Origin of the sequence: Anatilimnocola floriformis (assembly GCF_024256385.1) — a bacterium.
Classification (GTDB): domain Bacteria; phylum Planctomycetota; class Planctomycetia; order Pirellulales; family Pirellulaceae; genus Anatilimnocola; species Anatilimnocola floriformis.
Map to the genome: position 1 here is coordinate 2,079,024 of NZ_JAMLFW010000002.1, position 15,084 is coordinate 2,094,107.

A 15,084-nucleotide genomic window follows, 5' to 3' on the forward strand; every position below is an offset into this window, starting at 1 on the left:
CCCACCTGAACCTCGAATATGGTGGGCCTCGCGGAGTACCGCTCGACCCACCCTACAAAATGTGAGAACTGAACAATGGCTGGTGGCGGTGGTGCATGGAAAGTTGCCTACGCGGACTTCGTGACCGCGATGATGGCGTTTTTCATGGTGATGTGGCTCGTCGGTCAAAAGGAAGACTTGAAGGAAGCCGTCGCGCATCACTTCAATCATCCCTTTGAAGCCTTTCCAGAAGAGCCCAACGACGATGCGACCGGCGCCGGCGGCCCGCGTTCGGGTAAGGCTGGCAAAAAGCATTCTGGTTTTGCCCATCGCCTTTCGCCGACGAACAGTCCGACCGATCCCGAAGCGCGCAAACCGAAGATGCTCACTATGCGTGAAGGACAACGGACCGGCATCGGCACGTTGATTTTCTTCAATCACGCATCGACCAAGCTGAACGACGAAGCCGAAGAGCGGCTCAATCTGCTGTTGCCGCGAATCAAAGGCATGCCGCAGAAAATCGAGATTCGAGGGCATGCTTCCCGCCGACCGTTGCCGGCTGCAAGCGAGTTCGACGATGCCTGGCAACTTTCGTATGCCCGCGCGCTGGCCACGATGAAGTATCTCGAGGAAGGTGGCGTGTCGCTGGAAAATATGCGACTAAGTCAGGGCGGTTCGTACGAGCCCTACACCACTCAGGTGAAGGAAGAGCAGAAGTACGATCCCAATGATCGCGTCGAAATCATGATGCTCAGCGAGTTCGCCAACGATTTTAAGGGGACAAGCGCGGAACGCGCGGCTGAAGCTGGCGAAGAGAAACCGCCCGCCGCTGCGCCTGCGGGACATTAGCTCAGCCGAAGCCCCAATAGCGGGGCCGGAGTTGGCGATCGATCTTTTCTAGCGGCCAAAAGATCCAAGCCGCGGTGTGCCCGCCGCGACGGTAAGGGACCGCATCGCTCTGCGATGAAATGAGCGCCGTCATCGGATCGACGCAGTACAAATAGCTACCGACGTAGGCTGCGAACAGAAGCAGCAACATCAATACGCAGGCGATGACGATGGCAGGACGAGAATTCTCCATGACGGGAGAATAGCAACGCCGCGCGGTGGGAACAAACGGTTGTTACACAAGCGATAATCGCGTAGCGGTTACTTCGTCATCTTCTGCAACTGACGAAACTCCAACGGATAATCGGTCAAGATCGCGTCGACACCAGCAGTTGCGCATTGCGACCAGTTTCCTTTTCCAAGCCGCTGACTTTCGCGCCAGCAATCATCGACTTTTTGCCGGCTTGGCGGATGCGGGCAATCCGCTCTGCAGTGGGGACGAAGCGGAGATAGACCCAATCGGAGTTCTTATCGGCGAGTCGCTAGGAAAATTCTTGCGTTGACGAGTGCGCTGTAGAATACAATCGTCGGAAGAGTTTTTCTGGAGGAGAATGCAAGATGTCATCCTTAATCACCGCTCTTGGCATCGATCGCCTGACTGCAGCCGAACAAATGCAACTTGCCCGAGAGCTACTCGATAGCCTGGCGCCGGAAGCCGAATCGCCACCTATACCAGATAGTCAGCGTGCCGAACTGGACCGAAGAGTTGCGGCCGTCGAAACAAAGACTGCGAAACTGTCCACTTGGGCGGAAGTTGAGGCCCGTGTGCTGGCAAGGATTTCGTCGTGAAGCCCATTGAGGTTACCGACGAGGCTGAAGAGGATTTAGCCGCGGCCGCTATTTGGTACGAAGAGCAAGCCGTTGGTTTGGGCGTGGATTTTGTCATCAAGGCTCGCGAAGCGATTCAACGGGTTGCAGTGGCGCCGCTTCTCTATCCTCGAGTACACGGCGAAACAAGACGCGCTGGAGTAAAGCGATTCCCTTACGGAGTATTCTATCGCGTCGTTGATTTCCAAATCGTCGTGGTCGCGATCTTTCATGATCGTCTTGATCCAACGCTTTGGCAGTTGCGTTGATTGCTTCTACGGTTTCGGCGTGAGCGAATCAAATTCTGCCACCGTGCCGTCGTCCTTGTACTGCTTGCGCAGTTCTTCGAGTTGTCGCTTGAGATCCGCGACTGTCTGTTCGTAGGCTGGATCCATGTAACGGCTTTGCATTTCGTTCGGATCTTTTTCCAGGTCGTACAGTTCCCATTCGTTGATCGTGTAGAAGTGGATCAGTTTGTGCTTGTCAGTCCGGATGCCGTAGTGCGGATGAACGTGGTGTGGCTGAGGGAATTCGTAGTAGTGGTAATAGACACTCTTCCGCCAATCGCTGGGAGTTTTGCCTTCGAGCACTGGCACCAAGCTGCGGCCTTGCATGTCGGCGGGAATCGGCAGGCCGGCTGCTTCGAGGAATGTCTCTGGATAATCGAGGTTCATCACCAGGTCGGTGTTCACGCTGCCGGGCTTGATCTTGCCGGGCCAGCGAATGAGGAACGGCGTGCGGAACGATTCTTCGTACATCCAGCGTTTGTCGAACCAACCGTGTTCGCCCAGATACCAACCTTGGTCGGACGTGTAGATCACGATCGTGTTTTTCGCGAGATCATTGTCGTCGAGATATTTTAAAACGCGGCCTACGTTATCATCCACGGCATCGACGCAGCGAAGGTAGTCCTTCACGTAGCGCTGAAAGTTCCAGCGAATTAAGTCGTCGCCTTGCGGCTTGGCTTCTTCAAATTTCTTGTTCTCTTCTTCGTAGGCTTTGTTGAAGATCTCGAGTTGCTTCGGCCCGAGGCCCGCCTGGGTCGTGAGCTTCAAATCGTTAGGCGTCAGATGCTTCGCGATGCTCATCTGATTTTCGCGGGCCGCGGTGCCGCGACCTTTGTAGTCGTCGAACAGATTCGCCGGTTCGGGGATCGTGACGTCTTTGTATTTATCGAGATAACGCGGCGGCGGCTGCCAGTTGCGATGCGGCGCTTTGTGCTGATACATCAGCAGAAATGGCTTGTTCTTGTCACGCGTTTTGTCGAGCCATTCGAGAGCCTGGTCGGTGATGATGTCGGTCGTATAGCCCGTGTGCTTCACCACGCCGTTCGGCGTCTTCATGGCTGGGTTGTAGTACGGTCCTTGCCCTTGCAGGATGCTCCAGTGATCGAAGCCCGTCGGATCGGTCACCAGGTGCCACTTGCCGAGCATCGCCGTTTGGTAACCGCCGGCTTGCAGCAACTTGGCGACGGTTTGCTGCGCGCCATTGAACTTCTTCTCGTTCGTCGTGAAGCCGTTCAAGTGGTTGTACTTGCCGGTGAGAATCGTCGCGCGGGCCGGACCACAAATGCTATTGGTCACAAAGCAGCGATCGAACCGCATCCCTTCCTTGGCCAGACGATCAATGTTCGGCGTTTGATTCACCTTGCTGCCGTAGGCACTAATCGCCTGGTAGCCGTGATCGTCCGACATGATGAAGAGGATGTTGGGGCGCTGCGGCTGTTGCGAATATGCCGCAGACGCACTAATCAGCAGAGCGAAACAAAGGGCGAGCGGGCGCATGGAAGAGCGCTTTCTGACAGAAGGAAGGCGAAGTCAGGCAGGAGCGAAGCGATTCGGCCATTGTTGCTGAGCGGCTTGCGGTGGTCAATTTGGCGACGGTTTTTGCCGGACTACGCCGCGTACTTTACTTCCCCACACACAATCGTGTGCGTCGCGCGGCCGATAACTTCCATCCCAGCGAGCGGTGTGTTGCTGCTCTTTGATTTGAACTGCGTGGGATCGATCGTCCAGCGCGTCGTCGGATCTATGATGGTGATGTCGGCATCGGCGCCGATGCGGAGCGTTCCCTTCGAGCCTTTGGTTAACCCCAAGACTTTGGCTGGGTTGATGGTGAGTTTCGAAAGAGCCGTAGACCAATCGAGATGGCCTGGCTCGATGAGCTGCGTGATGACCAGCGGCAACGTCGTTTCCAAGCTGCTCATACCGAAGGGGGCGAGGTCGAGCTCTTGCATTTTCTTTTCGGAAGCTCGCGGCGCGTGGCCGGAGGAAATGCAGTCGAGCGTGCCGTGCTTCAGACCGGCGATGCAGGCCTCGACATGGTCGCGCGAGCGGAGCGGCGGATTCAGCTTGTAGTGCGAATCGAACGAACGAAGCTTTTCGTCGGTCAGCGTGAAGTTGATCGCACAAACGCCGGCGGTCAGCTTCACGCCGCGAAGCTTGGTGCGGCGAACGAGCTCGACGCTCACGGAACTGCTGATGTTGAGCAAGTGCAGTCGGCCGCCGGTGGCTTCGGTCAGGCGGATGTCGCGGCTGGTCATCACGTCTTCGGCTTCGGGTGGCATGCCGGCAAGACCGAGGACCAGCGAAACCTTTCCCTCGTGCATCACACCACCGCGCGAGAGTTCGATCGACTCCGGATGATGCAGAATTGGCTTGTCGAACATCAAGCTGTATTCGAGCGCCCTCCGCAGCAACTCGCTGCTTTGGATCGAGTTCAAGCCATCGCTAAATGCCACGGCTCCGGCTTCCGCCAACGAACCGAGCTCGGCGAGTTCTTTTCCTTCGCGATTCTTGCTCACGCAGCCAATGACATAGACATTGCAATTGCCAGCACGAACGGCCTTCTGCCGGACGAACTCCACACTCGAGTCGGTGTCGATCGGCGGATCGGTCTCCGGCAAACAAGCGATGGTCGTGTAACCACCGGCCAGCGCCGCAGCCGTGCCTGACTCGATCGTTTCATCTTCTTCCAGCCCCGGTTCGCGCAGCTGTGTGTGCAGATCAATCAAACCCGGCGCGACAATCTTGCCGCCGGCATCGATGACTTCGGCGCCGTCCGCGTGGTCGATGTCGTAAGCGATGATCCGTTTGTCTTCGACGAGCAACGAAGTAACGCGATCGAGGCCCTGGTCGGGACAAATCAGGCGGCCGTTTTTAATGAGAAGTTTTGGCATTTCGATGTCGTCAGTTTCAATGCCCGAACAATCGGGCGGGCCCTTGGCCTTTGGATGCTTCGCTGTTTTGATTGGACCTAAACCGCCGCTGCGTTCATTGTCAGCCATAGCACTGCCATGCGCACCGCGATGCCATTGGTGACTTGCTCGAGAATGACGCTATGCGGCCCGTCGGCGACGTCGGGCGTAATCTCCACGCCGCGATTAATCGGGCCGGGGGCCATGATCAGGATGTCCTGCTTCGCATGCCGCATCCGATCGCGGTTCATGGCATAGAGGAGCGCGTACTCGCGGACGCTGGGGAACGGCCTGGTGTATTGGCGTTCGAATTGAATGCGGAGCAAGTTGAGCACGTCGCAGCGCTCGATAATATCGTCCAGCCGATACGCCACTTCCACGCCGAATTCTTCCCAGCGGCGCGAGACGAGCGTGGCCGGTCCGCAGAGAATGACGTGAGCGCCGAGTTTCTTAAGACCCCAAATGTTCGAGCGGGCAGTGCGACTGTGAGCGATGTCGCCGACGAGGGCCACCGTCAGTCCTTGCAGACTGCCGCGGCGTTGGCGGATGGTGAGAATATCGAGCAGCCCTTGCGTCGGGTGCTCATGCGGACCGTCGCCGGCGTTCACCACCGCACAGTCGACACTCTTGGCAAGCAGGTACGGCGAGCCCGGCGTGCGATGCCGGATGACCATGGCATCGACGTTCATGGCTTCGATGTTCTTCGCCGTGTCGATGACCGTCTCTCCCTTGGCCGTGCTGCTCCCCGAGGAAGAAAACTCGACGGTATCAGCCCCGAGGCGCCGCGCGGCCAGCGAAAAACTATTCCGCGTCCGCGTGCTGTTTTCAAAAAAGAGATTGGCCAGCGTCCGGCCGGTGAGGACACTGATTTTGCGGCGGCAATCGTCGGTGGCCGCTTTGAAGCGATCGGCGGCGTCGAGGATACAGGTCAATTCCTCGGGCGACAGACTTTCCAAATCAAGCAAATGCCGGCGGGTCCAAACGGCAGGGATCTTCTCAAACTCAGCCGCGGCGGCAGTCATCAAACCTCACCTTTTTGGTGCAGACAGAGATAGTTCGGGCGCACCCGGTGAATAGCCCGGGTATTCCCGGCTCATAACCCGGGTACAAAATTGCGAGGATTCTAGCAGCCGACAGCATTCACGCAAGGACGCAGAAATGGCGAATAACGGCTGGCGAAATAGGGGGCGGCGACGAGTTTCGGCTGGCAATCTCACCGAAAACGTCAAAAACGGGTTTTCCATCCCGCGGACTCCCCCTGACTGACGCCCGATTTGCCAAAATTCTGGCAAATCTTTTTGCGGCCGGCCGGTTTGCCCGTCATATTGAAGGGGCTACCGTTTGAACCAAATCACCCCTTGGTTCGACTAACAGACCAGTTGCCACGGCGAGTACGCGGTTCTCGTGCGTGAAAACGGTTCTGGTGCGCGCATTGGATGTTCGTTCGGAGTTACGACTTATGTTGCGTTCGACTCGCTGCTGGCTGGCCTTATTTCTGTTGTGTGGAGCGTCGTCGGTTGGGGCTCAGGATGCCGCGGCTCCGGCAACTCCTCCGGCATCGCCGCCCGCTTCTGGTTCTCAGCCAGCCGAAAATGACCCACTAAAGGTCACGCCCCTCGGCGTTCGCCAGGCCCGCGTCGAGCGGATGGTGGAAGATCTCGAACGCAAATTCAATCAGCTGGCCCAAGCCCTCGCCAAAGCCGAGCCGGAACGGGCTCAGCGCTTGGCCGATGCTTTGAAGCAAGCTCAAGCCCTCGGCATCAAGGGACGCATGTCGGCGATCACGCGGCTGCTCGATCAGCAGCAGCTCGATCCCGCCAAAGCCGAAGAAACGAAGATACTCACCGATCTAAAGGACTTGCTCGCGCTCCTGCTCGACGAAAAGAGCGAAAAGGACAAGAACCTCGAAGAAGCCAAACGGCTGGAAGAGTGGAAGAAGAATATCGAAGAGATCATCCAGGCGCAAAAGGGTGAGAAACGCGAAGCCGACAAAGTCGCCAATAAAGATGACACGCTGAAGTCGCTCGAAGCCAAGATCAAAGCCATCGAAGCCCTCGTTGAACAGCAAAAAGGGGTGATCGCCGGCACCGAAGCCGCCCGTAACGACGGCATCCAAGGCCTCGGCAAAATCGCCGCCGAACAAAACAAAGTCCAGCAAGGCACCAAAGCCGTCGCCGAACAAATCGCCAAAGAAGCCGGCGACAAGAATGGTGAAGGCAAACCGGGTGAAGGCAAACCGGGTGAAGGCAAACCGGGCGAAGGCAAACCGGGTGAAGGTAAGCCGGGTGAAGGCAAGCCGGGTGAAGGCGAGCCGGGTGAAGGCAAGCCGGGTGAAGGTAAGCCAGGTGAAGGTAAGCCAGGTGAAGGTAAGCCAGGTGAAGGCCAACCGGGCGGTGGATCACAACCACAGCGTCCGCCAGAAGCTGGCGAAAAGCCATTGAAGCAAGCCATGCAAAATCAGCAGCAGGCCGAAGCCAAGCTGCAAGAAGGTAAAGGCAAAGCTGCTCAACAAGACGAGCAAGCCGCTCTCGAAAACCTGCAGCGGGCGCTCGGCGAATTGAAGAAGGAATCGCAACGCATCGCGTCGCTCCCGCCTGAAGCTTTCGAAAAGATGGCCGGCAAGCAGGACGACATCAAGAATCAAACGGCCAAGATTCAGGAGAAGATGGAAAAGGGTGAGCAAGGCGGCAGCCAATCGGGTGGACAGCCCGGCGGTGGCGGCGAAGGTGGTGAATCGGGCGGTGGCGAATCGGGCAAACCCAAGCCCGGTCAGCAGAAAGTTCAGCAAGCTCAGAAGTCGATGCAGCAAGCCTCGGGCGATCTCCGCAAGCAAGATCCCGCCGATGCCTCACGCAAGCAAGGTAAGGCCATTAAGGATCTGGAAGAAGCTCTGAAGGAAATCGAAGAGCGTCTCGCCCAACTCCGCGAAGAAACCCAAGTCGAAAAGCTCGCCAAGCTTGAAGCTCGCTTCCGCGAAATGCTGGCGGTGCAAAAGGAGCTGTCGGCCAAGGCGTTGGTGCTCGACAAGAAGAAGACCGACAACTTGGGCCAGCTCGCTCGCAGCGATCGCAACGCCCTGAAGTCTCTCGGCGAGGATGAACGCGGTCTGGCCGTGATCAAGCAAGAAGGTCAGCCCGATCGTGTGCCGCTGGCGTTCCGCGCTCAGCAGGCTCTTGAGATCATTCTCGAAGATGGCACGAGCGTGGTCTTCCCCGATGTGGTGGAACAACTCCGCGATGACCTGATGACGGTCGGCGGTTTGCTCGCCGACAATCTCCGCACCGACAACTACACGCAGACCATGCAGCGAGAAGTGGAAACCACGCTCGAAGAACTCATCGAAGCGTTGCAAAAAGCTCAGAAGCAAAAGGATGGTGGCGGCGGTGGTGGAGGTGGCGGCGGCGGTGGTGGCAACGAGCCGCTGTTGCCGGGTTCGGCCGAGCTGAAGTTGCTGCGGGCTGCTCAGCTCCGCGTCAATCGTCGCACCACATCGCTCGAAGCCGCCCGGCCTGAATCGGGAGAGTTCGACAACGTCCTCAAGCAAGAAGTGCTGAAGGTCAGCGAACGGCAAGCCGACATCGGCGAAATGACCATTCGCATTCTCGAACGCAGCGGCAAGTAGTTTTCACGCTAACCAAACTTTAGGATCGAAAATATGTCTCGCAATCTTCGCACTTGGTTGGCGCTCGTGCTGCTCGCGCTCGCTGCTCCCGTGTTCGCGGCCGAAACGACCGATCAATTGCTCGATCGTTTCGTCAGCGAGCTCTCGACTCGCAAAAATCTGCCCGCCGAAGCGGTCAAGCAAGTCACCGATCTGGTGAAAATCCTCCGGGCCGATTCCGAAGGAAAATCACTCGCGGTTACCGAAGCCCTCCGAGCTCTCGACAAAGATTATCAGCAAGCACTGACCGACCTCGGTGATGAAAACCTCGCCGCCGCCCTGCCAGCCCTTGCCAAGCTCTCGGCTTCGGAAGATCCCTGGCTGGCTGCCGATGCAGCGTACTTTCTCGCTCGCGGTTACTTGATCGGCGAACGCTTTGAAAGCGCCATGCCGCTCCTCGATCAGCTCCGCACCAAGTTGGCCGATCGCTCGCTCCACCAGGGCGAAGCGCTCTTCCTGCAAGGTGTCGCGCAGATCCAGTTGCTCAAGCACAAAGACGCGATGGCTTCGCTCAACAAGTTCATCAAGGACTATCCCGATGCTCCCGAGCGGATGCGAGTCGCTGCCGCCCGTCAGGTGGAACAGCTGAAGCTTGTTGAAGAAGGAACCCTCTCGGACGTGCAGCTCCGTATGGACTACAGCCGCCGTAAGCTCGGCCTTGAAGATACCGGCAAGGACACTCGCGAACAGCAAGATAAAATCATCTCGATGCTCGCCAAGCTCATCAAAGAAGCCGAAGAGAAAGAATCGCAAGGCAAGGGGAGCGGCAAACCGATGGGCGAAAAGCAGCCCGGCCAAGGCGAGGGTGGTGAAGGCGAAGGCCAAGGGCAGGGCGAAGGCCAGGGACAGGGTGGCAACTCCGGCGGCGGCAGCAAAGGCACCGACGGCGAAGCGGTGAAACGCCTCCATCGTGGCGGCCCACAAAGCCCCTGGAGCCATCTCCGCGACAAGGATCGCGATCCGGTCTACAACGCCATTCGCGAAAAGTTTCCCGGCCGTTATCAACAGTTGATCGAGCAATACTACAAGAGCTTTCAGGACGAAACCGACGGCTAGTCCTTTGTCCGCTGGCTCACACCGCGGTTTATGACTTTAGTCCCACCAGCAAGTACAATAGCGGCATGCAGCGCAACGCACGAACTCGACTCGTCTCCCTTGTGCTCCTGTCACAAGTGGTGGTTCTCTTTCTTATCGCAGCATCTGTGGCTCAGGAACAAACTCCTGAGCATCCGCAGATAACATTGCTCGACGGAAAAACCGTTGCCACGCCGAACCTGAGTGTCGCCGCGGGCGCTGTTTCCGGCACCGACATTCCCGCCGGCACCACGCTCGACGACCTGCAACTGATTCAACTGACGGCAGCGCCGGTTCTGCCACCCCTCGAGAAGCCCGCCATCATCGTCGATCTGGTCGGCGGCGGTAGCATCGGCGCCAAGCAAGTCACACTGGCTGACGATCAATGCATCATTACCTGGGCCGGTGGCGATCCGCTCAAAGTCTCGATCGATGCCCTCCGCGCCATTCGTTTACAACCGACGATCGACAGTGAAGAATTCAACAAGTCCCTCGCCGCGCCGGCTGCCGATGTCGATCGCCTGTTCGTGAAGGTCGAAGGCAAAATCGACAGCCTGACGGGCTTGATGAGCAAATTGACGGAAACCGAAATCTCGCTCGAAATCGACGGTCAGGTTCGCAACTTGCCTCGCGATCGCGTGCTGGGTGTGGTCATCTCTCAAGCCGCTCCGGAAACACGTTTGCCGCGGTGCACGTTTCATTTGCGCGATGGCTCGGTCCTGGGTGGCGATCTGATTTCCCTGCAAGGAAACAAAGCTCAGGTGCAGGTCGGCGGCAACAGCCAAATTGCCCTTCCCTGGGATACTGTGCAACGCGTGGTTGTTCGCTCCTCACGCGTGCTGTTCCTTTCCGATCTCAAGCCCACTGCCGTCAAGCAACAAGCGTTCGTCACTCTCGCTCGACCCTGGCAAAAAGATCGCAGCGTCACCGGCAAGCCGCTGACACTCGGCACACGCGTCTTTGACAAGGGCATCGGCGTGCAATCGCACAATGAGTTGACCTTTGATGTCCCCGATGATTTCGACTCGCTGAATGCCACCATCGGCATTGATGCCGACGCGGCCGGCAAGGGTGACTGCCTCATTGAAGTTATGGTCGATGGCCAGAAACTCCTTTCCGAACGAGTTCGCGGCAACGAGCCGCCGCGCGACATTCAAGTGCCGTTAAAAAACGCCCGTGCTAGTTCGCTCGCTGGCACTCGACAAATCACGCTCGTCGTCCTGCCCGGCGCCGATCTCGATCTTGCCGATCATGCCGACTGGGCTCTTGTCCGCTTGCTGAAGAACAAAAAATGAACGTCCGCACTTGGTTGCGATGCTTCGTAGCTTTGTTGATTACAGCGTCTTCCACGCTGTCTCCACTAGCAAACGCCGCCGATGAAGAAATCACGCCGGCCGAACTGGCTGCCATCCGCGCCGCTGAAGAAGCTCGCATCACGGCGATCAGCAATGTTTACGGCTCGGTCGTGGCTATCTACGGGAACGATCGCAAAGGTGGCGGCTCGGGCGTGCTCTACGATCCCGCCGGTTACGCCCTGACGAATCACCACGTTGTCGCCGGCGCTGGTGTCGATGGCTGGGCCGGTCTCGCCGATGGTTTGCTCTATCGCTGGAAGTTAATCGGCACCGATCCCGGCGGTGACGTCGCCATCATTCAGCTCGAAGCCAAGGAGAAGGGGAAGAAGTTTCCAATTGCACCCCTCGCCGATTCCGAACGCGTGCGCGTCGGCGACTGGGCGATGGCCATGGGCAATCCGTTTGTCCTCGCCGAAGATCAGCGCCCCACGGTCACGCTCGGCATCGTCAGCGGTGTGCATCGCTTTCAAGCCGGCTCGGGCCTGAATCAACTCGTCTACGGCAACTGCATTCAGGTCGACAGCTCGATCAACCCGGGCAACTCCGGCGGCCCGCTGTTCAACCTGCACGGCGAGGTGATCGGCATCAACGGTCGCGGCAGCTTCGAAGAGCGCGGCCGCGTCAACGTCGGCCTGGGCTACGCGATCTCGGCCAATCAGGTTCGCAATTTCATTCCTGAGCTCCTCTCCACCAAGCTCGCCCAGCACGGCACGCTCGACGCTCAGTTCGCCAATCGACTGGGCGGCGTCATCTGCCAGTCGGTCAATCTCGACTCGCCTGCCGCGAAGGCCGGGCTCGAGCTCAGCGATCGCCTGGTTTCGTTCGAAGGCGTGAAGATCGCCGACGCCAATCAGTTCACCAACATCGTGTCGACCTATCCTGCCGGCTGGCCGGTGACGTTCACGGTCGAAAAGGAAGGGAAGAATCAGCGCACGATCACCGTGCGTCTGACTTCACTCCCCTACGAACCGATCGTCAAGGAACAGCCGAAGATCCAGCCGGTTCCCGAAGAAAAGAAATCCGAAGACAAAAAGCCCGACGATAAAAAACCGGAAGAGAAACCTGCCGAGAAGAAGCCAGAAGAAAAGCCTGCCGAAAAACCAGCGGAACCAACAGCGGCTCAGGAAGAAAAGAAGAGCGAAGAAAAGAAAGACGAAGAGAAAAAGGAAGAACCGAAAAACGACAAGCCAGCCGACAAGCCCGACGTACCGAAGAACCCGATGCCGCAAATCAAGATGCCGCCGGCCAAGCCTGACTTCGGCAAGGCTGGTGAAGTGCGCAATAAGAAGCTGAACGAGACGATCGCCCGCGAATTGGCTGGATGGTGGCAGGCAACGAGTCGTGAGAGCAGTTCGTCCGAGTCAGACGGCCTCAGCATCGCCAGCGATATTTTCCGCCAACAGGAAAAGGTCGGCACGCAATCGATGCACATCAGCTCGGAAGGCGGAATCCTCGTCAGCTATGAGATCGATGGTAAGCAGACACGCGTCGGCTATGACGGCAAAGTCTATTGGCTGCAGTCTGGCGATAATGCTTCACAGGAAGTGACGACGGCGAAGGCTCATCGCGATCCGCATTTCGCCCAAGCTGTCGTCCTCTGCGGTTTGCTGCAGCCGGAGATCTGGCAGGCGGCGGGCAAGTTGAGTCTGGCTGGTTCCGACAAAGCAGCCGGCCGTCTCTGCTATCGTCTCGAACTGACCGATGCTGACAGCGAAGAGCTGTGCGTTTGGCTGAGTGTGGTCAACGAACAACTGCAACCGCAAATCCAACTCGTAAAGACCGGCGTCGGTATTGATGACGACGAGCCGATCGCGAGCACAATTTATCGCCAATGGAAACGGGCCGGCAACTACGACCTGCCAACCGAGCGCGTCCTGGTGAGAAAGCTCGCTGAAGTGGAACAGCTGCGGATCGTGACGACACAGATCGCGACGCTTTCTCCTGCGAAAGCAATTTTCCAAACGCCGAAGAAAGCCGACTAACCATGAACACTCCTGCAATCAAAACGATTTGCCTGATGTTGTCGCTCGTGAGTTTGTCGCTTACATGCGGCAGGCCTACTCGCGCGCAAGAGCCCGACAACGGCCCCTTTGCCGATGCGGTGGCCGCGGCGCAGAAGCGTGTGGTAAAGATCTACGGCGCGACGATCGGTCGGTCGCCCGGTTATGCGACCGGAATCATTGTTTCGCCTGATGGCCAGATCATTACTGCCACCGGCGTGCATCTGTCGGAGGGAAGCGTCCGCGTGACGATGCCCGACGGCAGTCAGCAACATGCGGAAGTGGTGCGTCGCAGCAATTCGTTGCAAACCGCGCTGATCAAAGTGAGCGTGCCCACACCGGACTTCTTTGCCATTCCGGAGCAACCCGCCGCCAAGAAAGGCGATTGGGTTCTCGCGGTCAGCAATGCATTCAAAGTGGCTGAAGGGGCCGAACCGCTGAGCGTGAATATCGGCGTCCTTTCGCTCCGTGTGCGTCTCGATGCTCGCCGCGGTTACAACGATTTTCCCTATGAGGACGACGTCTTTCTGATCGATGCCATCACGAGCAACCCTGGCGCAGCCGGCGGCGCGGTGGTGAATGCCCAGGGTGAACTTGTCGGCCTTGTTGGCAAAGTGATCGAAGGCAAAACAACCGGCACCAGGCTCAATTACGCGGTCCCTGCCGATCTGCTGCAGCGATTCATCCGTGGCGAAGAACCAGCGCCCGCCGTGGTCGAAAACACCACACCCTCGGGTGGCAAAGGCGAACTCGGCATCCGCCTGTTCGCCCTCGGCGGTCGCAAGAGCCCGGCTTACATCGATCGCGTGTTGCCCGGCAGCCCTGCTGCCGAAGCGGGCTTCAAGACCGATGATCTGGTCACCTCGATCAACGGCGAAGTGGTCCGTGACTCCGGCGATTTCCGCCGCCTGACCGAAGCGTTGCAAGCCGGCGTAGACGTCAAAGTGGAAGTGAAGCGAAAGAATGATCTCATCAGCGTGGTGGTGAAGCCCGCAGCGATCAAAGCACCTTAAAGCAGGCTCCGTCTGCGGATCAGAACCATGCCGACCAAATATCTCTCGCGTTTGCTGTCGCTCGTCCTCGCCGGCTTGCCGGTCCTTGGCAGCGCTCAGGAAAAGCCCGCCACCAAAGCTGATCAACTCCAGATCGTCCAAGGCACGCTGCTCGCGCCCAAGGCCTTTCGCGCCGCGGCCAAGCGGGTGCTGCCTTCGATGGTCACCATCGAAGGAATCGGCGGTCTGGCTTCAGGCGTTTCGGCGGCCGGCATCCAGGCTCCCGGCGAAGGACCGACGAGCGGCTTGATCATTTCCGCCGACGGCTACATCGTGACGAGCACTTTCAATTTCATCCGCAAGCCACCGATCATTACCGTGACTCTGGCCAGCGGCGAACGGAAAGTCGCGACGCTGCTCGGCCGCGACGAAACTCGCAAGATCTGCCTCCTCAAAATCGACGGCATGAATAATCTGCCGGTTCCGACCTGGGCCGAGCGCCAGCAGTTGCGCGTGGGCCAGTGGACGGTCGCACTGGGCATTGGTTTCGGCGGCAATGAACCGGCTCTTACGGCGGGAATTATTTCCGCAACCAGTCGCATCGGCGGCAAAGCCGTGCAAACCGACGCAAATCTCAGCCCGGCCAACTACGGCGGACCCCTCATCGATCTCGAAGGCCGCGTCATCGGCATCAGCGTGCCGCTAAATCCGCAATCGAAAGAAGAAGGCTCCGGTGTCGACTGGTACGACTCGGGCATCGGCTTCGCAGTGCCGATCGGCGGCAACGAAAAGATCATCGATGCGTTGAAGGCCGGTAAGACGCTCCAGCCGCCGTTCCTCGGCGTGCAAAGCGAACCGCGCGGTACTCCGCCCAGCGGCGCTCACGTGCTGCAAGTCGTTCCCAAGTCGCCAGCCGAAGCGGCGGGGATCAAATCGGGCGATCAGCTGCAAGCCATCGACGGCACCGAGATTCTCGACGTCACGCATTTGCAGTCGGTCATCGCCCGCTATAACGCCGGCGACAAAGCGACGATCAAGATCGTGCGCGGCGAAGAAAAACTCGAAGTCACCCCCGAGTTCGGAACGCCGCCGGCGCAAGCAAAACCGGCGACGCCAGGCAAAAAGTAACCGA

Annotated in this window: 13 protein-coding genes; 9 read left to right on the forward strand and 4 right to left on the reverse strand. The window is 58.4% G+C overall.

Features of this window, described 5'->3' with window-relative positions; all coding sequences use genetic code 11:
- The first annotated feature begins 75 nt into the window (after window positions 1-75).
- Window positions 76-828, forward strand: a complete 753-nt coding sequence (locus tag M9Q49_RS35655) for an OmpA/MotB family protein (RefSeq protein WP_261365348.1) — start codon at window positions 76-78, stop codon at window positions 826-828.
- Window position 829: 1 nt separating this feature from the next.
- On the opposite strand, the gene M9Q49_RS32825 is transcribed toward M9Q49_RS35655, so the two are convergent.
- Entirely contained in the window at window positions 830-1,060 is a 231-nt protein-coding gene (locus tag M9Q49_RS32825; protein ID WP_254513535.1) for a hypothetical protein, read from the reverse strand.
- Between the two features lie 365 nt (window positions 1,061-1,425).
- On the opposite strand from M9Q49_RS32825, the gene M9Q49_RS36260 reads away from it, so the two are divergent.
- Both M9Q49_RS36260 and M9Q49_RS32830 read left to right on the forward strand, forming a co-directional pair.
- Entirely contained in the window at window positions 1,426-1,656 is a 231-nt protein-coding gene (locus M9Q49_RS36260) for an addiction module protein (RefSeq protein WP_390845464.1), read from the forward strand.
- Window positions 1,653-1,943 carry a type II toxin-antitoxin system RelE/ParE family toxin gene (locus M9Q49_RS32830; RefSeq protein WP_254513536.1) on the forward strand — a complete coding sequence of 97 codons (291 nt, stop codon included), beginning with the start codon at window positions 1,653-1,655 and terminating at the stop codon, window positions 1,941-1,943. The genes M9Q49_RS36260 and M9Q49_RS32830 overlap by 4 nt, the downstream gene beginning before the upstream one ends.
- 6 nt (window positions 1,944-1,949) lie before the next feature.
- Here M9Q49_RS32830 and M9Q49_RS32835 read toward each other — a convergent pair whose 3' ends face one another.
- From M9Q49_RS32835 to M9Q49_RS32845, 3 genes are all read right to left on the reverse strand, one after another.
- Window positions 1,950-3,458 (reverse strand): sulfatase family protein, encoded by a 1,509-nt coding sequence (locus M9Q49_RS32835; RefSeq protein ID WP_254513537.1) that lies wholly within the window; start codon window positions 3,456-3,458, stop codon window positions 1,950-1,952.
- A 110-nt stretch (window positions 3,459-3,568) separates the two neighbouring features.
- Window positions 3,569-4,852: a dihydroorotase gene (locus M9Q49_RS32840; protein ID WP_254513538.1), complete on the reverse strand. Its 1,284-nt coding sequence runs from the start codon at window positions 4,850-4,852 to the stop codon at window positions 3,569-3,571.
- A 77-nt stretch (window positions 4,853-4,929) separates the two neighbouring features.
- On the reverse strand, window positions 4,930-5,892 hold the full coding sequence (locus tag M9Q49_RS32845) for an aspartate carbamoyltransferase catalytic subunit (RefSeq protein ID WP_254513539.1): 963 nt from the start codon (window positions 5,890-5,892) through the stop codon (window positions 4,930-4,932).
- A 437-nt stretch (window positions 5,893-6,329) separates the two neighbouring features.
- On the opposite strand from M9Q49_RS32845, the gene M9Q49_RS32850 reads away from it, so the two are divergent.
- The 6 genes from M9Q49_RS32850 to M9Q49_RS32875 all read left to right on the forward strand — a co-directional run bounded on the left by M9Q49_RS32850 (window position 6,330) and on the right by M9Q49_RS32875 (window position 15,080).
- Complete coding sequence (locus M9Q49_RS32850; protein WP_254513540.1) at window positions 6,330-8,492, forward strand: hypothetical protein; 2,163 nt, start codon at window positions 6,330-6,332, stop codon at window positions 8,490-8,492.
- A 33-nt stretch (window positions 8,493-8,525) separates the two neighbouring features.
- Window positions 8,526-9,587: a tetratricopeptide repeat protein gene (locus tag M9Q49_RS32855; RefSeq protein ID WP_254513541.1), complete on the forward strand. Its 1,062-nt coding sequence runs from the start codon at window positions 8,526-8,528 to the stop codon at window positions 9,585-9,587.
- Between the two features lie 146 nt (window positions 9,588-9,733).
- Entirely contained in the window at window positions 9,734-10,900 is a 1,167-nt protein-coding gene (locus tag M9Q49_RS35890; protein ID WP_254513542.1) for an NPCBM/NEW2 domain-containing protein, read from the forward strand.
- Entirely contained in the window at window positions 10,897-12,942 is a 2,046-nt protein-coding gene (locus tag M9Q49_RS32865) for a S1C family serine protease (protein ID WP_254513543.1), read from the forward strand. The genes M9Q49_RS35890 and M9Q49_RS32865 overlap by 4 nt, the downstream gene beginning before the upstream one ends.
- A 2-nt stretch (window positions 12,943-12,944) precedes the next feature.
- On the forward strand, window positions 12,945-13,973 hold the full coding sequence (locus M9Q49_RS32870; protein WP_254513544.1) for a S1C family serine protease: 1,029 nt from the start codon (window positions 12,945-12,947) through the stop codon (window positions 13,971-13,973).
- Between the two features lie 27 nt (window positions 13,974-14,000).
- Entirely contained in the window at window positions 14,001-15,080 is a 1,080-nt protein-coding gene (locus M9Q49_RS32875) for a S1C family serine protease (protein WP_254513545.1), read from the forward strand.
- The last annotated feature ends 4 nt before the right edge of the window (window positions 15,081-15,084 follow it).